Source organism: Haloferax sp. Q22 (assembly GCF_001482285.1).
Classification (GTDB): Archaea; Halobacteriota; Halobacteria; order Halobacteriales; family Haloferacaceae; genus Haloferax.
Map to the genome: position 1 here is coordinate 114196 of NZ_LOEP01000016.1, position 18895 is coordinate 133090.

Here is an 18895-nt window from a genome sequence, read left to right on the forward strand (position 1 = left end):
AGCGTCCCCGCTTAATCCCTCGCATGCTCGTCGATATCGTGCCTATCGGGGATATTTCTGCGGCCGTCAAGCGGGAGGCATCCGCCGGACTCCGCTCCGTCTACGACTGCGACGTGACCGTGCACTCGAATCAGGCGATTCCCGAGGGCGCGTTCGACCGGAGCCGAAACCAGTACCGGGCCGAGCAGTTCATCGAGCTGGCGAGCCGCATCGGCCGCGGCGAGAAGAACATCGGCATCACGGAGAAGGACCTCTACTACCGCCGCCGAAACTACGTCTTCGGCCTCGCGTACCTCAACGGCAACGGCTCCGTCATCTCCACTTACCGACTCCAGACCTCCACCGACGGCGGCATCACGAACAAGCCCGCCGACGAAGTGCTGTCCGACCGCGTTCGCAAGGAGGTCGTCCACGAGATCGGCCACACCCTCGGCCTCGAACACTGCGACAACAACAAGTGCGTCATGTCCTTCTCGCCGACGGTCCGCGAGGTGGATGTGAAAGAAGAGAACCTCTGCGGCACCTGCAGTCGACTCGTCCACTAGCGCTCGGGAACCGGTCTCGGTTCGGCTCGTCCCGACCCGTCTCGTCTCACCCTTTTTCTCGTCTCGGCACCTGTATTCAGGTATGAACTTCGTCGTTGCAGTAGACGGCTCTGCGGCCGCAGACAGAGCGCTCGACCACGCGCTCACGATGCTCGAACCGCTGGGTGCGACGGTCACCATCGTCCACGCGGTCGAACCGCAGGTCCTCGTCGAAGGCGGCGAGGAGCCCGTGGCGGGCGTCGCCAGAACCGGCGACCGAATCGTCGCCGAGAGCCTCGAAGACGCGGAATCACGCGCAGAACACGTCCTGCAAGCGGCCGCCGAGCGCGCCGCCGACGCGGGCGTCGAAGCGACCACGGAACTCCTCTACGGCGACCCCGTGGAGGCGATTCCGACCTACGCCGACGAGGCGAACGCGGACGGCATCTTCGTCGGCCACCGCGGCCTCTCGAAGCGCTACGAGGGACTGGTCGGGAGCGTCGCCAAGGAACTGGTCGAGCGGGCGTCCTGCCCCGTCACCGTCGTCCGCTGAATGCGCCGACTCGACGGGCGCGACGGCGGCGGCCAACCCCTGCGAACCGCCCTCGCGCTCTCGGTCGTGACCGGCGAGCCGTTCGAGATGACGAACGTCCGCGGGAACCGCTCGACACCCGGTCTGAAGGCCCAGCACGTCGCCTGCGTCTCGGTCGCGGCGGCCGTCTCGAACGCCGACGTCGAGGGCGGCGAAGTCGGCTCCTCGACGCTCCGCTTCTCGCCCCGCGGAGTCCGAACCGACCCGGTCGAGGCGGCCGTCGGAACCGCCGGGAGCGCGACGCTCGTCTGCGAGACGCTGCTCCCCGCGGCCGTCGCTCTCGACGACCCGCTTTCGCTCACCGTCACCGGCGGCACCGACGTTCGGTGGTCGCCGCCGGCGGACTACCTCCGGTACGCGAAGCGCCCGCTGTGTTCGGCGTTCGGCGTCGAGTTCGGCGTCTCGGTGCCTCGCCGCGGCTTTTACCCGGCCGGGGGCGGCAGGCTTTCGCTCCGCATCGAGCCGGCCGAGCCGACGCCGCTGGCGCTGTCCCGCCGCGCAGAACCCGACGAACTCCGGGTCTACTCGGTCGCGAGCGACTCGCTCGCTGAGGCCACGGTAGCCGAGCGACAGGTCGAGGGCGTCCGCGACGCGCTCGCCGATGCCGGCGTCGAACTCCCGGTCCGGTCGTCGGTCTCGTCGGTCGAGAGTGACTCGCCCGGGTCCGTCGTGGTCGTCGTCGCACGAGGCGGAGAGGACGAGAGAGGCGGCGACTGCTCCGCGTCGCTCGTCGCCGGCTTCGACGCCTACGGCGAGCGCGGTACGCCGGCCGAAACAGTTGGGTCGCGGGCGGCCGCGTCGTTCCTCGACTGGCTCCGCGGCGACGCGCCCGTGGATCGCCACATGGCCGACCAACTGCTCGTCTGGGTCGCGCTCGCCGGGGGTCGCGTGCGGATTCCCGCCGTCACGGACCACGTGCGGACGAACCTCGACGTGATTCGTGCCTTCGGCTACGACGTGACGCTCCGGGCGGGCGAAGACAGCGACCGCGGCGCGGGGTCGGGCGCTGTCGCAGGTCTGGGGGCGGGGACGGGGACGGGCGCGGTCGTCGAGTCAGACGGCGGCCGCTGACCGGAAGGTCCGGCTTCGGCAGCCTCAGGGCGCGTATTTTCCGGTCAGTTGCGTCTCGGCGGTGACGTGTCCCGCGATGGCGCGCTTCAGGTCGGCTTTCGTCGCACCGGCGTCGAGGTCCAGAGCGGTGTCGAGCGCGTACAACAGGAACCGATAGGTGTGCTCGCCGTCCGGCGGGTTCGGCCCGCCGTAGCCCGTCTCGCCGTAGCTGTTAGTTCCCTCGACCGCGCCCGGGGGCGTCTCGCCCGCCTCGATGGCGTCGATGTCGGAGTCGATGTTCCAGACGAGCCAGTGGTCCCACACCTTGCCCGCGGGCTTCACCGCGTCGGGGTCGTCCATCACGAGCGCGAGCGAGACGGTTCCCGGGGGAACACCGCCGATTCGGAGTGGCGGGCTCTCGTTTTCGGTCGCGTAGCCGTGCGTGCGAGGTATCGGGCTTCCGTCGTCGAACGCCGGGCTCTGGAGGGTGAGCCCGCGACGGCGCTCGCTCGAATCGCTCGATATCATACCGTCCCGTTAGGCGACCAGCGACAAAACGATTAGTTCGGGGAAACCGACGCGTCAGCGTCCGTGAACGACGCGAACGCCGATTCCGTCTGGGTCGGAGAGGACGAGCGAATCGGTCGTGGCGGCCGCGGCGGTCACATCACCGTCGCCGGGCTCGACCTCGTCGAACTCGTGGCCGGCGGCGACGAGCGACCCGCGGACCGCGTCGAGCGTCTCGGCGTCGGGGACGACGATTTCGAACCATTCGATTCCGCGGCCCTCTCCGGCCGGTTCGCTCCGGTTGTTCCAACTGTTCAGGCCGACGTGGTGGTGGTACTCGCCGGCGGCGACGAACGACGCGCCGGGGTAGCCCTCGTCGCGGACGCGCATGCCGAGCGCGTCGACGTAGAAGTCCCGCGAACGGGGGACGTTCGTGACTTCGAGGTGGACGTGGCCGAGGTCGGTGCCGTCTGGCGCGCGGTCCGCGCCGGCGGCGTCGTCCGCGAGCGACCCGAGGTCGAGCGGAAGCGTGTCCATCGACACCCGGCGGTCGTCGGTCCACGGCCACTCCTCGCGCGGGCGGTCGTGGTAGACCTCGACGCCGTTGCCCTCTGGGTCGCGGAAGTACAGCGCCTCGCTGACAAGATGGTCGGACGCGCCGGAGAGGGTCGCGCCGGCGTCGCTGGCGCGGGTTCGGGCGCGGGAGAGCACGTCGCCGAGCGCGCCCCGGTCGGGCACGCGAACCGCGAGGTGGAACAGCCCGGCTTCGCGGCGGCCGCGCTCCGGGGCGCCGGGGGCTTCGTCGAGGACGACGATGGGGGTCTCACCGGCCGAGAGAATCGCTTGCGAACCGTCGCGTTCGCGCTCGACTTCGAGACCGACCACGTCGCGGTAGAACGGGACGACGCGGTCGAGCGAGCCGACGCGAAGCGCGACCCGGCCGAGATGGGCGTCGTCCGTGAGCGAACCGTCGGATGGGGAATCGTTCGTCATACCTCCGTCTTCGAGCGTGACCGTGAAAACGCCCGTAGTAACATCGGGGTCACTCGTGGCGCGGCGTGTAGCCGGAGGTGTGGGAGCGAAGGACGGAGAAACTGAGGGGTGAAAACGCGAGCGAACGGGTACCGAGTCGCTATTCGGCGTAGTAGTACTCGCCGGCGCGCTTCTGCTCGCGGTCGAGTTGCGAGTCGGGCTTGTTGATGCGCGGGCGCTGAGTGCGCTCGTCGCGGCGGAACGTGATGTCGAGGTCCGACAGGAAGTCGTTCATGCCGTCGCGCATCTCCTGTGGTTTCGAGGCGTGGCCCTCGATGGACGGCTCGCCGTCGAACACCATCAGGCGGTCCGCGAGCAGGTCCATCATGTAGATGTCGTGGTCGATGACCATGACCGTCGCGTCGTGGTTCTCGGCGTAGCGGCGGATGGCCGAGGTGGCCTGCACGCGCTGTTCCACGTCGAGGTGGGCAGACGGCTCGTCGAGCAGGTAGAGGTCGGCGTCCTGCGAGAGGCACGCCGCGATGGCGACCCGTTGACGCTCACCGCCGGAGAGGTCGGTGAGGTTGCGCTCCATGATTCGGTTGAGCTGGAGCGGATTCGCGATTTCGGTGTTCCAGTACGACGAACCGAACTGGTCGGTGATAGACGAGAGGAACGCGTCGACCCGCATCGGCTGGTCGATTTCGATGTACTGCGGCTTGTACGAGATGTCGAGCGCGAAGTCGAGCTCGCCAAGGTCGGGCGTCAGGTCGCCCGTGAAGAGCTGTGCGAGCGTCGACTTCCCGATACCGTTGGGACCGACGATGCCGAGCACTTCGCCGTTGTAGATGGTGCCGGCCTCGACGTCGAGGGAGAACTCGCCGTCGCCGTAGGACTTGGCGAGTTCGGGGTACTCGACGAGGGGTTCGGCCTTCGTCGTCTCGCGCGGCGCGTGTTCCTCGAAGGTGATAGCCTCCGGACGGATGCGCATGTTCTCGTTCGAGAGGTACCCTTTCAGATACTCGTTGATGCCGTTTCGGACCGACTTGGGGTCGGTGATGACACCGTACGCCCCGGGCTCACCGTAGGCGACGTGGAGCGTGTCGGCGAGCAAGTCGAGAATTGCGAGGTCGTGTTCGACCACGAGCACCGCGCGGTCTTCTTCCTCCGCGAGTTCGCGGATGAGCCGCGCAGCGGTGACGCGCTGGCCGATGTCGAGGTACGGCGAAATCTCGTCGAGGAAGTAGAAGTCGCGGTCGCGGGCGAGCGTCGCCGCGAGGGCGACCCGCTGGAGTTCGCCGCCGGAAAGCGTCTTGATGTCGTTGTCGACGACGGGACCGATGTCGAGGCGGTCGATGTAGGAGTCGAGCGCGCCGCGCTCGTCGGTCGCCTCCAGGAGGTCGCGGGCAGAGCCGTCGAACTGCTTGGGAATCTGGTCGACGTACTGCGGCTTGCGCGCGATGGAGACCTCGCCGTCGCGGACCCGCTCGACGTAGTTCTGGAGTTCTGTCCCGCGGAAGCGGTCGAGGACGGACTCCCACGTCGGCTCCTCGTCGTAGTTGCCGAGGTTAGGAACCATCTCGCCCGCGAGGGCGCGGACGGCCGTGGTCTTCCCGATACCGTTCGGTCCGAGGATACCCGTGACCGAGCCGGATTCGGGGACCGGAAGCCCGTACAGCGAGAAGGCGTTCTCGCCGTAGCGGTGGGTCGGCTCCTCGTCGAGCTCCGAGGGGAGATTGATGATTTCGATTGCATCGAAGGGGCACTTCTCGACGCAGATGCCGCAGGTCTCGCCGAGGCAGATCTCCTCGGAGATACGCACTTGGTCGGGACCGCCCTGCTCGGCGTCCTCGCCGCGGAGCGTGATGCACTCTTTGCCCGTTCGGTTCGGCGGACAGAAGTTCGAGCACTCGTAGCTACAGCGGTCGGGGGAACACCGGTCTAAGTCGACGACGGCGATACTATCGTCGGCCATCGTTATATCTGAACACCCGAAGTCAGGAGGATGGCGAACGTGATGAACCAGAGCGCGAAGGTCATGAACACCACGTAGATGTAGTCCTTCGCGCCGAACCCGTTGACGTCGACGCCAACGACGCGAAGCACCGGGAACTGGACGAGGACGGATGCCCCGAGGATACCCACGGCCAACTGATTGGTCGCGGCCTCGGGACTCGTCCCCACCACAGCCCCGGAGAGCACCGCGGCGGCGATGCCGGCGAGGCAGGCGAGTGTCGTGACCGTCACTCCTCGAATATGACTGGAGAGACCGGTCTGCGTTTCCGTGGCCATGTGTTTCCCTGCGACATCCGGCGTCAAAAGGCGTTCGTTCCTGCCGCCGCCGCGCGGATAAAGCGTTGTCGGCCGGTCGCGGGCCAACAAGGTTTATGCTGGTAGCGCGTTTCGATTCGTAACGATGGCTGGAACAGAAGAGGAGAGTCTCGACGACCTCCCACCGAGTGCGAAGCTTGTTTTCAAAGTGCTCGAATACAACGGTCCGCTCACCCAGAAAGGCATCGTCGAAGAGTCGATGCTCTCGGCGCGAACCGTTCGCTACGCGCTCGAACGACTGGAGGGAATCGGTATCGTCGACGAGGACGTCTACTTCGCCGACGCCCGACAGAACCTCTATCAGTTGACCGATCTCGCGCCGCAGCAGGCGCAGGCCAAAGCCGACGGCGGCAAGGAAAAGGCCTGCTGCGCCGAGTAACCAGAACCGTCGCGGAACCACCGCACGCTTCGCAGTCGGTGTCGGAAGAGACCTGTTGCGACGTGTCGATCCGGTCGAGCCTCGACCGACGAAAACGATTCGGCCGTTCTCCTAGGCCGGAACGACCGTAATCTGCTGTTTTCTATCGATAGCGTTCTCCAGTTCCTCGGCGATGGCGCTGCCGCGCGAGACCTGAATGTCGCCGCCGCGGCCGACCGTCGCCGTGAACAGGTATTCGTCGTCCGCGCGGACCTCGACAGTCTCGCCGACGTGGCCGTCCATCCGGACGATGACGTGCCGCGAGGTGACCTCGGGCGTCACGACGACGCCCTCACCGGCCCCGCCGCCGGAACCGGACGCGCCGGACTGTCCGCCGGCGTTCGCGCCCGCGTGCTGTCCCGACGACGAGGGCTTCTCGTCGTGGGTCCGCACGTCGATGTCGATGCCGAGACGGTCTTCCACGTCCGAGATGCGCCCGCCGCCCTTCCCGATGACGTAGGAGATGTCGTCTTCCTCGACGTAGACGACCGCGCGGTTCTGGCCCTTCAGGTCGACGTCGACGTGGCCGCGGGCGATGGAGCGAATCTCGCGTTCGATCTCCTGTTTCGCCAGCCGGGAGACGCCGCTTTCCTTCTCCTCGCCGCCCTCGCCGAGCGGGACGGTGACGACCTGCCGGTTGAACGTGTAAATCTCGTACTCCGGCGTGCCGGTCTCGAAGTCCCGAATCTGGATGACCGGGCGGGCGAGGTCCTCCGCGAAGAGGCCCTCGGGGACCTTCACCTCGGTGCGCACGTCGTACACCGTGTGGACCTCGCCGTCTTCGATGTAGACGACGGTGTCGACGACCTGCGGAATCATGCCGAGTTCGACCCGGCCGACGAGGCGCTGGAGCGCGTCGATGGCGCGGGTGGCGTGGACGACGCCGACCATGCCGACGCCCGCCAGACGCATGTCGGAGAACACCGAGAAGTCCTCGGTCTTTCTGACCTCGTCGTAGATGGTGTAGTCCGGGCGCACGAGGAGCAGGGAGTCGGCCGTCTTCGCCATGTCGCCGCCGAGGGCGGTGTACTGGGTGATGTCGGGACCGACCTGCAGGTCGCGCGGCTTCTCCATCGTCTTGACCGCGTAGTCGCTGTCGTTGAGGAACTCGGCGACCGCCTGCGCGAACGTGGACTTCCCGGCACCGGGCGACCCGGCGATGAGGACGCCGCGCTGGCGCTCGGCGAGTCGGTCGCGGAGTTCGTCGGCGAACTCGTAGTCGTCGAGTTCCGTCTTGACGATGGGGCGGACGGCGGTGATTTCGATGCCGTCGGCGAACGGCGGGCGGGCGACCGCGATGCGGTAGTCGCGGAACTGGACGATGTCCATGCCCGGCTCGGAGAGTTCGACGAAACCGTCGGTGGCGGCGCGGGCGGAGTTAACGATGTCGTCGGCCCACTCCTTCATCGTCGCCTCGTCGGTCGGTTCGTCGGCGATGGGCTGGTAGTGCATCTCGCCGACCGCGCCGCGTTTGGCCTTCGGACGGGTGTCGGTCTTGAGGTGCACCGACATCGTCTGGTCGTCGAAGAAGCGCTCGATGATGAGCCCGCCGGAGCCGCGGACCGCGGCCTCGACGTACTCGACCGAGACGCCCTTCGCCCGCGCCACTTCGGCCTGCACCACGTCGCTCGTCAGGAGCGTCGCCGACCGCTCGGTGGCGATGTCGCGGATGAGCGCGTCGATGTCGCCCTCGCCGGCACCTTTCGTCTCGCCCGAACTCGGGCGACGGCCGACGTACTTGAGGTCGATGACGCCGTCGTCGGCGAACTCGGCGAGACGCTGGAGTTCGGAGAGGCCCTCCCAGCCCGTGTCACGGCCGTCGTTGGCCTGCGATTCGAGTTCGCTGACGACCGCCTCGGGGACGAGTACGTCGGCACCCTCGTAGGTGCCGTCGTCGACTCGCTCGGACACGCGACCGTCGATGACCGCGCTCGTGTCCGGCACTATCTTCATGCGCGTGAGTTTGGGCGGGTGACGGATAAGGTTGTAGATAAAAGCGGTGACACCGCCGGTGGGGCGTCGGGTGGTACCGCGGCCCGCGTTCCGCGTCCCACGTTCCGCGCCCTCGACTTAGTCGTCGGCCAGCGCGGTGGGTCGCTCCCCATCGACGACCTCGAACGACCCGACGAGTCCGTCGAGGTCGGCCGCCCGCGACGACAACACCTCGGTCTGGTCCGCGAGGTCGCCGATAGATTCGGACTGCTCCTGTGCCGTCTCCACGACGGTCCGCGACTGACCGGAAGTCTCCTCGGAGATGTTGGCCACGTCGTCGACGCGGGCGGCGATGTCCGCCGCCGACTCGGCCTGCTGGTCGGTCGCGGCGCTCACCTCGGCCACGCTGGCGTCGATGTCCGTCACCATGTCCACGATGGTCTCGAACTCGCCGATGGCCTCGGTGACGGTCTCCAGACTGTCCGCGACCTGCCGGTTCATCTCCCGCACGTCGGGGAGCGTCTCCTCGGAGTGCTCGGTGATGTCGGCGATGAGGTCGGACACCTCGTCGGCCGAGTCGCGGGTCTCCTCGGCGAGCGACTTGACCTCCTGTGCGACGACGCCGAAGCCGTCACCCGCCTCGCCCGCGTGGGCGGCCTCGATAGCCGCGTTGATGGCGAGCAGATCAGTCTGGGAGCCGACGTGGTCGATGAACGCCGCGATTTCGTCTATCTCCTCGATGCTCTCGGTGAGTTCGGCGACGGCGTCGGCGGTGCGGTCGATTCGGGCCTCGACGGTGTCTAACTCCTCCATCGCCTCGGTCGCCGCGTCCCGGCCGACCTCGCCGCGCTCGGAGGCCGTCTCGGCGGTGGTGGCGACCTCGTCCGCGGAGGCGGCTATCTCCTCGACGGTCGCAGAGAGCGTGTTGAGTTCGTCGGAGACGGTCTGGAGGTGTTCCGTCTGCGCCCCCGCGCCGTCGGAGATTTCGGTGACCGAGGCGGCGACTTCCTCGCTGGCGGCGTCGGCCCGGCGGACGTGCTCGCGGGCGGTCGAACTCATCTGCGACACCTCCTGTGCGAACGACTGCACCTCGCCGATGGTCGACGAGAGGGTGCTGACGAGGTCGTTGTAGGTCGCCGCGACCTCCTCGTATCGCTCGTCGTCGACGCCCCAGTCGTCGGTGTCGATGGTGGCGGTGAGGTCGCCAGCCTGCGCCCGCGAAGTCGCCTCGGCGAACGCCTCCACGAGGTGCTGGAGGTTGCGCGTGTAGTCGGCGAGGTCGCGCTGCATCCGGTCGAGCGCGTCGCCGAACTCGCCCGGCAAGTCCTCGTCGAGCGCGGGGTCGTCGAACCGCTGGTCGGCGAGCGCGCCCGCCTGCGAGGCGACGACGCAGAGGTGGTCGTGCATCGCGCCGAAGTCGTCGGCGAGGCGGGCCACCTCGTCGTTCCCGCTCACGTCCGGGGGACGGGCCGACAGGTCGCCCGCGGCGACGCCCGCGGCCGCCGACGAGATGGACTCGATGGGTGAGACGATGTCTTTTCGCGTGATGATAATCGTGTTGACGAACGCGAGGCCGGCACCGAACACGAAGAGCGCCGAGAGTTCGAGTCGGAGCGCCCCGGTCGCGACCCACGGGAGCGCGGCCTGCGCGAGCGAGACCGCGAACTGGATGGCGACGGCTGCGACGACTTTTCTCTCGACCGAATCCGAGATACCGAGCGCGTCCATGCTTCCCCAGAGCAACCGTTCGTACGTCGAGACGAATCGCATACTCGGACGTGCGGGGAACGCACAATAAGCCGGGTCGTGCATTCTCGAAATTTGATAACGGCGGGTGCTGTGCGGCGGCAGTCACCCCCGGCTGCGACGGGTACACGCGCGGACTGCCGGACGCCACACGCTTTTGAGGCGACCCGCCGACGGGCCGGCATGGACGAACTCCGCGACCTCACGGCGGCCCTCGTGTCGGTGCCGAGCCACGAGGACGAGACCGCCGTCGGCGACCGCATCGAATCGTGGCTCCGCGAGGAGACCGACGCCGACGTGACCAGAGACGACGCGGGGAACGTCGTCGCCCGCGCCAACCCCGGCGTCGGCGAGTCGCTCGCGCTCGTCGGCCACCACGACGTGGTCCCGCCGGCCGACCGACAGACGACCGACGACGGTGACTACGTGGTCGAGACTCGCGATGGCCGACTCTACGGCCGTGGGGCGGCGGACATGAAAGGAGCAGTCGCGGCCTCGATGCTCGCCTTCCGCGACGCCGCCGCAGACGCCGAGTCCGAGGTCGTCTTCGCCTCGTTCGTCGGCGAGGAAATCGGTGGAGAGGGCGTCCGCGCCGCCCTCGACGACGGCTTCGAACTCGACTACGCCGTCGTCGCCGAGGGGTCGACGAACTACACCGGACCGGACCGGACCGACGTGGTCGTCGCCCACCGCGGCCGTCGGGCGAGCACCCTCGTCGTGACCGGGGTCGCCTGCCACGCCAGCGTCCCCGAGAGCGGCGAAAACGCCGTCTACCGCGCCTGCGACGCCGTCGACGTGGTGCGCGGACTGACGTTCCCAGACACGGAGGTCCTCGGCCACACCGTCTCGGGGAGCATCGCCGTCACCGAAATCGACGGCGGGAGCGCGTGGAACGTCATCCCCGACCGCTGCGAGGTGACTATCGACGAGCGGACCGTCCCCGGCGGCTTCGCCGACCTCGCGCTGACGGAGAACATCGAGGGCGTCGAGTGGGTCGTCGAACAGGACCTCCCGCCGATGGCGTGCGACGACGCCGACTTCGCGGAGCGCGTCCTCGACGTCGCCCAGTCGGTCCACGAGGCCCGCGGGGACGCGGACCCTGAACAGACGACGAAACCCCACGCGACCGACGCCGGATGGCTGGCGCAGGCGGGCACGACCTGCGTCGTCTACGGCCCCTCGGAACCCGGCGAGGCGCACACGAAAGACGAGAGCGTGTCGCTCGACGTACTGGAGCGCTGTTACGAGACGTACCGCGCGCTCGTGGAAGACTGGTGAGCGCGGCCAACCGCCGCCGCGACGACGACTGAACGCCCCGCCCGCGACGAGACCTGAACACTCCATCCGCGACGACTCCCGACAAACCACCGGGCGGGACTGAAAGGGGCCGTGAGCGAGGGCGAACCCCGGCGGCGTGAGCACCGCAGGCCGGAGGCCGAGGAGCGCGCGTCGCCGCGGGAGCCGTCGCTCGCGGGGGCTTTCGCGGTGTTGTTCACGGCTGTTGTGTCGGTGAGTCCGGTTGGCACGTTGTCGGTGCCAGTAGAGCAACCAGTTGCGGGCGAATCTCGAAACACACACACCGATAACCGGCTCCTGCGATTTAATACGCCTCCGAGACCACCGTACGTACCATGGCACAGTCCTCCGCGGAATCCGACTCGGAGTCGGCGTACGACCGACTCCTCCAGAAGTACAAGCGAATCGCCAACGTCGAGAACGCCGGCGGCATCCTCTCGTGGGACCAGCAGGTCATGATGCCCGACGAGGGGACGCCCGCGCGCTCCCAGCAGATGTCGGCGCTCTCCGCGTTGAGCCACGAACTCCTGACCGACGACGAGTTCGGCGACCTCCTCGACGCGGCCGAGGCCGACGACCCGACCGACGAGCAGGCCGACGTGCTGCGCGAACTCCGCCGCGACTACGAGCGGGCGGCCCGCGTGCCGAACGACCTCGTCGAGAAGATTTCGGCGGCGTCGTCGGAGGCCATCCCGTCGTGGAAGCAGGCGAAGGCCGAAGACGACTTCGAGAAATTCGCGCCGCATCTGGAGAAGCACGTCGAACTGAAGCGACAGTACGCCGAACACATCGACCCCGACCGCGACCCCTACGAGGTGCTGTTCGAGGACTACGAGCCGTGTCTCCCCCTCGAACAGGCCGAAGAGATTCTCGCCGAGGTGCGCGAGGTGCTCGTCCCGATGATAGAGGACATCCGCGAATCCGACGTTGACCTCGCGGTGGACGCCTTCGAGGGCGAGTTCCCTGAGGACGACCAGGAGGCGCTCGTCCGCGACGCGCTCTCGACGCTCGGCTACCCGTGGGAGCGCGGCCGCCTCGACACCGCCCCGCACCCGTTCTCGTCGGGAACGCAGTTCGACGCCCGCGTGACGACCCGCTACGACGAGTCCGACGTGCTCGGGTCGCTGTTCTCGACCGTCCACGAGTTCGGCCACGCGCTGTACACGCTCGGCCTGCCGGACGAGCACTACGCGACGCCGCTCGGCGAGAACCGCAACCTCTCGGTCCACGAGTCGCAGTCGCGGCTCTGGGAGAACCACGTCGGGCGCTCGCGGGCCTTCTGGCAGCACTTCCTCCCCACGCTCGAAGACCGGTTCCCCGAGGTCGACGCGACGGTCGAGGAGGCCTACGAGGCCGCCAATCAGGTGTACGACGATAACCTCATCCGCGTCGAAGCGGACGAGCTGACCTACCACCTGCACATCGTCATCCGGTTCGAACTCGAACGCGAACTCATCGCCGGCGACCTCGCTGTCGAGGACGTGCCGGAGGCGTGGAACGACAAGTACGAGGAGTACCTCGGCATCCGGCCGGACACCGATTCCGAGGGCTGTCTGCAGGACATCCACTGGGCGTACGGGAACTTCGGCTACTTCCCGACCTACTCGCTCGGCTCCATCATGGCCGCCCAACTGTTTTCGGCCGCCGAGGAAGACATCGACGACCTCGACGCGAAGTTGGCCGACGGCGAGTTCGGCGACCTCCGCGAGTGGCTCCGCGAGAACGTCCACCGGCACGGCCGCCGCTACGAGACCAACGACCTCGTGAAGCGAGCCACCGGTGAAGACTTCGCCGCCGACGCGTTCCTCGACTACGTCGAGTCGAAATACGGGGCGCTGTACGACCTGTAGGCGAGACTGACAGTCCGCCGCAGTCCCCCGATTTTCGACGACTCGGAGTCGTCGCAGGAACTAAATAGGGGTATGCCATATCATACCACGTATGGCCTCAGCACCCAGTGACGACTTGTTCGACCAGTTCTTGACCGACCGCGGTCACGAGACAGAACCGGTACGCTGGGACCGATCCTATAACAAGCTGCAGTGTCCCGACTGCGGGGCCCTGCACGACATGGGCGCGGCAACCTGCTCCGTCTGCGGGTGGGTGCCGGAGGCCTGACGCGTCCGAACTGACCAAGCCACAAGCACCTGTTCTCGACGGTTTCTCACCCGTTCGGTGAGCCGTCCGCGAACGCCCGGCGAGTTACACTACTCCGGGCGCGTTCGCCCTCGTCCGAAGCACGTCGCTTATCACCGATAAGGCCGTGAACGTGCACAATGAGCGAATCCGACGTGACCGTCACCCGGCTGTTCGGCGGCCCGGGAAGCGGGAAGACCACGGCCTTGCTCGACAAGGTCGAGGAGATTCTCGAACAAGACGGCGTCACCATCCGCGACATTCTCGTTGTCTCTTACACTCGCGCCGCGGCGGCCGAGGTCCGCGACCGGCTCGCGGAGCGACTCGACATCAACCCGCGGTCGCTGAAGGGGAACGTCTCGACGATGCACGCGAAGGCGTACGAACTGCTGAGCCTCTCGCGGAACGACGTGGTCGGCGAGAACGACAAACAGGAGTTCTGTGAGGACTACAGCATCGAGTTCGAAGACGAGTACGGCGGCGCGGGCCGTCGGACCGCCCGCTCGACCACCATCGGGAACAAGGTCATCGCCACGAGCCAGTGGCTCCAGCGCACCCGCCGCGACGTGTCTGACTGGTACGACGTACCGTTCCAGTGGAACGTCGAGGAGGTCCGCCTCCCGCCGGAAGTCGACCCAAACGCGCAGGAAGGAAACAAGTACACCCCGACGTGGCCCTCCGACGACGACCGCATCGACATCCCCGAGGCTATCCGCGCGTGGCGCGCCTACAAGGGCGAAAACGGGCTCGTCGGATTCGCTGACATGCTCGAACGCGTCAAGCAGCGCGCGCTCGTCCCCAACGTCGACTACCTCGTCATCGACGAGTTCCAGGACATCACGACCCTCCAGTACGACGTGTACGAGGAGTGGAAGCCCCACATGAGGGGCGTCCTCATCGCCGGCGACGACGACCAGGTCGTCTACGCGTGGCAGGGTGCGGACCCGAACCTGCTTCTCGACGCCGAACGCGACAACGACGAGATTCTCCCGAACTCCTACCGCCTCCCGTCGAACGTCCTCAACGTCGTCAACCGGGAGATTCGTCACATCGACAAGCGACAGGAGAAGGACCTCAAACCCCGCAAGGAAGGCGGTGCGGTCGAGGCCGTCGAGAGCCCGTCGATGCTCGAACTCGCCCGGAACGTCCGCTACACCGTCGAAAAAGACGAGGGCACCGTGATGGTGCTGTTCCGTGCGCGCTACCAGATGTTCCAGTTCATCGACGAGTTCCTCCCGTCGGGCATCCCCTTCTCGACGCTGACCGACCAGCGCATGTGGACCGACCGCCTCACGCAGTACGTCCGCGCGGTCGAGGCGCTTGACGCCGAAGAGCCCGTCGACGGGCTGGAGGCGCGCCGCCTCGCCGACATGCTGCAGGACTCCGCGTTCGGCACGAACGACCGCGACGACCTGTTCGACGCCATCGACGACAGACAGGAGGAAGCCGGCGTCGACGACATCACGGACATCGAGTTCACGACGAAGGAGATCAAGAACTTCGCGCCCTTCGCCCCCGACAGCGCGTCCGCGAGCGACATGGTGCGCAAGGTGACGAGCTTCCAGCGCAAGTCCGTCAACGCGTACTTCGGCGGCGACTACGAGGGGATGGACCCCAGTCGCGTCCGCGTCGGTACCATCCACTCCGCGAAGGGTCGCGAGGCCGACCACGTGTTCATGGCGACCGACCTGACCGAGAAGGTCGTCGAGCAGATGGCCGCCTCCGTCTCCGACGAGGAGCTCGAAGCCCGCGGCATCGAGGAGTTCACCGCGACGACGAGTCCCGTCCCCCTCATCACCGACAACGAGCGCCGCGTCTTCTACGTGGGCATGTCCCGCGCCCGCGAGCGCCTCATCGTCCTCGAGAACCTCGTCACCGGCGCGCCGACGCTCCCCATCAGCGTCCTCCTCCACAACGAGATTCGCGAGGACCCCGCACAGGATCTCGTCGACGACGCGCAGGAACCGCCCGCGCCCGAACCCGAGGCGTAACGTCCCGTGCGGGGAGGTCCGCGCGGCGGCGACGCCATCGACGCCGCCGTTTCCGAGCGAGACGCCGTCGGCTTCGTCGCCGTCTCCCGCGGTTCCGACCCGACCAGTCGATACCTCACGGGTCGCGACTTCGACTGCGACCTCGTGTTCGTCCGCGTCGCCGGCGAGACGCATCTCCGAGTCCCCTCGACCGTCGAACCGCCGTCGCTCCCGGTCGCCTCGGTCCGCGTCGATGACAGGCCGCCGGGGAAGGCCGCCGCGGCCGTCCTCGCAGAACACGGCGCTTCCGACGGGACCGTCCTCGCGCCGCGGACGGTTCCGCACGACGCCGCGCTCCACCTCGAATCGGCGGGCTACGACCTCGCGTCGACCCCGGCGGTCGCAGACGCCCGCGCGGTGAAAGACGACGCCGAGCGCGACGCCATCGAGGCCGTCCAGCGCGCGGCGACCCGCGGCGTCGGACGCGCCGCCGCGATACTGTCGGCGGCGACGGTCGAGGAAGCCGACGACACCGACAGCGACCGTGAGGGGAACGGCGGCGACGGCGACGACGGCGAACCCGCCCTCTCCTGGGACGGCGCGCCGCTGTCCACCGAGCGACTCCGCCGACAGGTGAACGCGACGCTCGCGGTCGAGGGCGTCGATTCCGCGGGCGCGACGACGGTTCGCGCCGGAACCCGGGGTGGTGAGAACGAACCGGTCGAACTCCGGCCGGGCGAACCCATCGTCGTCTCGGTCGGCCCGCGCGGTCCGACGGGCTACCGCGGCGCGCTGGCTCGCACCTTCGTCGTCGACCCCGACGGCGGGTGGGAGCGCCGGGCGCACGTCGCCTGCGACGCCGCCAGAAAAGTCAGTCTGGTCGAAGCGGACCCCGGCGACGACGCCGGCTTCCTCGGGAGCGAACTCCGCGCAGAGACCGCCGCGTTCGGCTTCTCGATGGCCGACGAGGTGACGAGAGACGTGGGCGGCGGCATCGGCCTCGCGGCCCGCGAAGACCCGCCGCTCGACGGCGACCGAGAACTCGTCGCCGGCAACGTCCTGCGAGTCCGGTCCGCGGTCACGCACGCGGACCACGGACGGGTCGAACTGACCGACGTGCTGGTCGTCGGCGAAGACGGGCCGCGACTGGTCGGCGACGCGCCGGCCGGTCTCGACCCGAGTCGCTGGTAGTTATTCGTCTTCGTCCGGCTCTTTTGCGACGCCGCCGATGACTTTCTCGGCCGCGAGCGAGGGGACGTCCTGCGGCATGGTGAGGAACTTCGGGAGCGCGACCATGAGCACCGCGAGAAGGAGCATCGCGCCGCCGAAGACGGTCTGACCGTCGGCGAGGAGCGTGAGTCCGAAGCCGCCGACGGGGATGGCGAAGATGAGGGTCGCCGCGAGACCGACCATCTCCAAGATTCCGAGTCGCATCGCCCGTGGCTACACCACGGGCGAGTAAAAGCGTCGCGACCGACAAGCGGGCGCGGCTCGCGGTCGCTCGCTCGCCGGAAGCCACCGACCCGTCGATGCGACCGACAGTCACGCGGGGTAGCATTAAGCCGTCTCCGAATCGACTGCCCGCATGGTCGCCGTCACGTCCGGGATGCTCGTCGTTTTCGCGCTCGTCGTCGTCACGATGGCGCTGTTCGTGACGGAGGCGGCCCCGCCGGACGTGACGGCAATCGGCGTCATCGTCGCGCTCGTCGTCCTCGAACCGTGGACGGGAGTCGACCTCCAGACGGGGCTGTCGGGGTTTTCGAGCGCCGCGACCATCACCATCCTCTCGATGTACGCCCTCAGCGAGGGGGTTCGACAGACCGGCGCGATTCGCGTCCTCGGCGACGCAGTCGCCTCGTTCACGAACGGGAGCGAGAACCGACTGCTCGCCGCGGTCGTCGGGCTCACCGGTCCCATCGCGGGCGTCGTCAACAACACGCCCGTCGTGGCCGTGTTCGTCCCGATGGTTTCGGACCTCGCCGACCAGGCGAACGTCTCGCCGTCGAAGCTCCTCATCCCGCTCTCGTACGCCTCGATGCTCGGCGGCACGCTCACGCTCGTCGGGACGGCGACGAACCTCGTCGCCAGCGAGGCCTACGCCGAGGCGACCGGGCTGCCGCCGTTTTCGATGTTCACGTTCACCCCCCTCGGCGCGGTGGTGTTCGTCGTCGGCGCGGGCTACCTGCTGACGGTCGCGCCGCGACTCCTGCCCGAGCGAATCGAGCCCGGGAACCGAACCGGCAACTACGGCGTCGAGCCGTTTCTCGCCCGCGTGCTCGTCTCCGCACGGTCGCCACTCGTCGGCGTCCCGGCGGGCGAGATTTCCGACGACACCTACCGCGACCTCAACGTGGACATCCTCGACGTGCTCCGCGGCGGCGAACATTTCATCGCCGCCGACTCCGACCGCGAGGTCGAGGCGCGGGACATCCTGACCATCCGAGGCGACCCCGCGACGATTCGGCGCTTCTGTGACCTGGCGGACCTGCGGTTCCTCCCGCGCGCGTCGATCACCGACGCCGAACTCGACCGCCCCGACCGCGTGGCGCTCGTGGAACTCGTCGTCCCCCGCGAGTCCGGCCTCGTCGGCGAGACCATCGGCGGGGCGCGACTCCGCGAGCGGTACGACGCGACGGTGCTCGCGGTCCGCCGGCGCGGCGGTGACCTCATCCGCGAGCACTTCAGAGACGTGGACCTCCAGGTCGGTGACTCGCTGCTCCTCCAGACGACGAACGAGACGGCGCGGTACCTCCGCGACAGCGGCGACTTCATCGTGACCAGCGAGGTCGCAGACGAGTTCATCGAGGACAACGGCGGGCTGTCGCCCACGGCGTTCCGCGCGTTCGCCGTCGTCGCGGCGGTCATCGGACTGGCCGCGCTCGGCGTCGTCCCCATCGCTATCGCCGCACTCGGCGGCGTCGCCACGATGGTCTCGCTCGGCTGTCTGTCGGCGAGCGACGCCTACGACGCGGTGAGTTGGAACGTCATCTTCCTGCTCGCGGGCGTCATCCCGCTGGGGCGGGCGCTCCAACTGACCGGCGGCGTCGCACTCCTCTCGGACCTCGTCGGCGTCGCCGCGACCTATCTGCCCGTCGTCGCCGTCGTCGCCGCGTTCTACCTGCTCACGGGGCTGTTGGCGAACGTCATCACGCCGGTCGCCAGCGTCGTCCTCCTGTTGCCGGTCGCCATCGACACCGCGTACGGCCTCGGTGCCGACCCCTTCGGCTTCGCCATCGCGGTCACCTTCGGCGGGAGCACGGCGTTCATGACGCCCATCGGCTACCAGACGAACCTGATGGTGTACGGTCCCGGCGGCTACCGCTTTACCGACTACCTCCGCGTCGGCGCGCCGCTCCAACTGTTACTCACGGTCGTCACGACTGCCGGAATCGTCCTCATCTGGGGGCTGTGAGGCCGTCGT

17 protein-coding genes are annotated in these 18895 nt (G+C 68.1%); 10 read left to right on the top strand and 7 right to left on the bottom strand.

All coding sequences use genetic code 11. The features are described 5' to 3' along the window. Positions 1 to 23: 23 nt before the first annotated feature. The 3 genes from AM590_RS05995 to rtcA all read left to right on the top strand — a co-directional run bounded on the left by AM590_RS05995 (position 24) and on the right by rtcA (position 2187). The gene (locus AM590_RS05995; RefSeq protein ID WP_004969113.1) at positions 24 to 545 is read left to right on the top strand and encodes an archaemetzincin family Zn-dependent metalloprotease; all 522 of its coding nucleotides are present in this window, start codon (positions 24 to 26) and stop codon (positions 543 to 545) included. Positions 546 to 627: 82 nt separating this feature from the next. Beyond that, positions 628 to 1077 carry a universal stress protein gene (locus AM590_RS06000; protein WP_058826681.1) on the top strand — a complete coding sequence of 150 codons (450 nt, stop codon included), beginning with the start codon at positions 628 to 630 and terminating at the stop codon, positions 1075 to 1077. Next, on the top strand, positions 1078 to 2187 hold the full coding sequence (rtcA, locus tag AM590_RS06005) for an RNA 3'-terminal phosphate cyclase (RefSeq protein ID WP_058826682.1): 1110 nt from the start codon (positions 1078 to 1080) through the stop codon (positions 2185 to 2187). Between the two features lie 24 nt (positions 2188 to 2211). Here the strand turns inward: rtcA and AM590_RS06010 are convergent, their stop codons facing one another. The 4 genes from AM590_RS06010 to AM590_RS06025 form a co-directional block, all read right to left on the bottom strand. Then, complete coding sequence (locus AM590_RS06010; protein ID WP_058826683.1) at positions 2212 to 2694, bottom strand: YbhB/YbcL family Raf kinase inhibitor-like protein; 483 nt, start codon at positions 2692 to 2694, stop codon at positions 2212 to 2214. Positions 2695 to 2748: 54 nt separating this feature from the next. After that, positions 2749 to 3666, bottom strand: coding sequence for a VOC family protein (locus tag AM590_RS06015; RefSeq protein ID WP_058826684.1), 918 nt, complete (start codon positions 3664 to 3666; stop codon positions 2749 to 2751). A gap of 139 nt (positions 3667 to 3805) precedes the next feature. Further along, complete coding sequence (locus tag AM590_RS06020; RefSeq protein WP_058826685.1) at positions 3806 to 5620, bottom strand: ribosome biogenesis/translation initiation ATPase RLI; 1815 nt, start codon at positions 5618 to 5620, stop codon at positions 3806 to 3808. Between the two features lie 2 nt (positions 5621 to 5622). Further along, on the bottom strand, positions 5623 to 5937 hold the full coding sequence (locus AM590_RS06025; protein ID WP_058826686.1) for a hypothetical protein: 315 nt from the start codon (positions 5935 to 5937) through the stop codon (positions 5623 to 5625). Between the two features lie 124 nt (positions 5938 to 6061). Between AM590_RS06025 and AM590_RS06030 the strand changes: the two genes are divergently transcribed. Continuing rightward, entirely contained in the window at positions 6062 to 6355 is a 294-nt protein-coding gene (locus tag AM590_RS06030; RefSeq protein ID WP_004044502.1) for a helix-turn-helix domain-containing protein, read from the top strand. 111 nt (positions 6356 to 6466) lie between these two features. Here the strand turns inward: AM590_RS06030 and AM590_RS06035 are convergent, their stop codons facing one another. Both AM590_RS06035 and AM590_RS06040 read right to left on the bottom strand, forming a co-directional pair. Continuing rightward, on the bottom strand, positions 6467 to 8347 hold the full coding sequence (locus tag AM590_RS06035; RefSeq protein ID WP_058826687.1) for a PINc/VapC family ATPase: 1881 nt from the start codon (positions 8345 to 8347) through the stop codon (positions 6467 to 6469). Positions 8348 to 8464: 117 nt separating this feature from the next. Further along, positions 8465 to 10096: a methyl-accepting chemotaxis protein gene (locus AM590_RS06040; protein WP_058826688.1), complete on the bottom strand. Its 1632-nt coding sequence runs from the start codon at positions 10094 to 10096 to the stop codon at positions 8465 to 8467. Positions 10097 to 10255: 159 nt separating this feature from the next. Here AM590_RS06040 and AM590_RS06045 point away from each other — a divergent pair, with 159 nt between their 5' ends. From AM590_RS06045 to AM590_RS06060, 5 genes are all read left to right on the top strand, one after another. Next, positions 10256 to 11350: a M20 family metallopeptidase gene (locus tag AM590_RS06045; protein ID WP_058826689.1), complete on the top strand. Its 1095-nt coding sequence runs from the start codon at positions 10256 to 10258 to the stop codon at positions 11348 to 11350. A 353-nt stretch (positions 11351 to 11703) separates the two neighbouring features. Continuing rightward, positions 11704 to 13218 (top strand): carboxypeptidase M32, encoded by a 1515-nt coding sequence (locus AM590_RS06050; protein WP_058826690.1) that lies wholly within the window; start codon positions 11704 to 11706, stop codon positions 13216 to 13218. A 91-nt stretch (positions 13219 to 13309) separates the two neighbouring features. Beyond that, complete coding sequence (locus AM590_RS21330) at positions 13310 to 13486, top strand: HVO_0416 family zinc finger protein (protein ID WP_004973500.1); 177 nt, start codon at positions 13310 to 13312, stop codon at positions 13484 to 13486. A 158-nt stretch (positions 13487 to 13644) separates the two neighbouring features. Beyond that, positions 13645 to 15495 carry a UvrD-helicase domain-containing protein gene (locus AM590_RS06055; protein WP_058826691.1) on the top strand — a complete coding sequence of 617 codons (1851 nt, stop codon included), beginning with the start codon at positions 13645 to 13647 and terminating at the stop codon, positions 15493 to 15495. Positions 15496 to 15501: 6 nt separating this feature from the next. Beyond that, on the top strand, positions 15502 to 16665 hold the full coding sequence (locus AM590_RS06060; protein WP_058826692.1) for a M24 family metallopeptidase: 1164 nt from the start codon (positions 15502 to 15504) through the stop codon (positions 16663 to 16665). Here AM590_RS06060 and AM590_RS06065 read toward each other — a convergent pair whose 3' ends face one another. Beyond that, on the bottom strand, positions 16666 to 16908 hold the full coding sequence (locus tag AM590_RS06065; RefSeq protein WP_058826693.1) for a hypothetical protein: 243 nt from the start codon (positions 16906 to 16908) through the stop codon (positions 16666 to 16668). 151 nt (positions 16909 to 17059) lie between these two features. Between AM590_RS06065 and AM590_RS06070 the strand changes: the two genes are divergently transcribed. Then, the gene (locus AM590_RS06070; protein ID WP_058826694.1) at positions 17060 to 18886 is read left to right on the top strand and encodes an SLC13 family permease; all 1827 of its coding nucleotides are present in this window, start codon (positions 17060 to 17062) and stop codon (positions 18884 to 18886) included. The last annotated feature ends 9 nt before the right edge of the window (positions 18887 to 18895 follow it).

What these genes read in the sequence shown, in the direction of transcription:
- AM590_RS05995 (WP_004969113.1), top strand. Translation starts at nt 24, where the DNA reads ATGCTCGTCGATATCGTGCCTATCGGGGATATTTCTGCGGCCGTCAAG.
- AM590_RS06000 (WP_058826681.1), top strand. Translation starts at nt 628, where the DNA reads ATGAACTTCGTCGTTGCAGTAGACGGCTCTGCGGCCGCAGACAGAGCG.
- rtcA (WP_058826682.1), top strand. Translation starts at nt 1,078, where the DNA reads ATGCGCCGACTCGACGGGCGCGACGGCGGCGGCCAACCCCTGCGAACC.
- AM590_RS06010 (WP_058826683.1), bottom strand. Translation starts at nt 2,694, where the DNA reads ATGATATCGAGCGATTCGAGCGAGCGCCGTCGCGGGCTCACCCTCCAG.
- AM590_RS06015 (WP_058826684.1), bottom strand. Translation starts at nt 3,666, where the DNA reads ATGACGAACGATTCCCCATCCGACGGTTCGCTCACGGACGACGCCCAT.
- AM590_RS06020 (WP_058826685.1), bottom strand. Translation starts at nt 5,620, where the DNA reads ATGGCCGACGATAGTATCGCCGTCGTCGACTTAGACCGGTGTTCCCCC.
- AM590_RS06025 (WP_058826686.1), bottom strand. Translation starts at nt 5,937, where the DNA reads ATGGCCACGGAAACGCAGACCGGTCTCTCCAGTCATATTCGAGGAGTG.
- AM590_RS06030 (WP_004044502.1), top strand. Translation starts at nt 6,062, where the DNA reads ATGGCTGGAACAGAAGAGGAGAGTCTCGACGACCTCCCACCGAGTGCG.
- AM590_RS06035 (WP_058826687.1), bottom strand. Translation starts at nt 8,347, where the DNA reads ATGAAGATAGTGCCGGACACGAGCGCGGTCATCGACGGTCGCGTGTCC.
- AM590_RS06040 (WP_058826688.1), bottom strand. Translation starts at nt 10,096, where the DNA reads ATGCGATTCGTCTCGACGTACGAACGGTTGCTCTGGGGAAGCATGGAC.
- AM590_RS06045 (WP_058826689.1), top strand. Translation starts at nt 10,256, where the DNA reads ATGGACGAACTCCGCGACCTCACGGCGGCCCTCGTGTCGGTGCCGAGC.
- AM590_RS06050 (WP_058826690.1), top strand. Translation starts at nt 11,704, where the DNA reads ATGGCACAGTCCTCCGCGGAATCCGACTCGGAGTCGGCGTACGACCGA.
- AM590_RS21330 (WP_004973500.1), top strand. Translation starts at nt 13,310, where the DNA reads ATGGCCTCAGCACCCAGTGACGACTTGTTCGACCAGTTCTTGACCGAC.
- AM590_RS06055 (WP_058826691.1), top strand. Translation starts at nt 13,645, where the DNA reads ATGAGCGAATCCGACGTGACCGTCACCCGGCTGTTCGGCGGCCCGGGA.
- AM590_RS06065 (WP_058826693.1), bottom strand. Translation starts at nt 16,908, where the DNA reads ATGCGACTCGGAATCTTGGAGATGGTCGGTCTCGCGGCGACCCTCATC.
- AM590_RS06070 (WP_058826694.1), top strand. Translation starts at nt 17,060, where the DNA reads ATGGTCGCCGTCACGTCCGGGATGCTCGTCGTTTTCGCGCTCGTCGTC.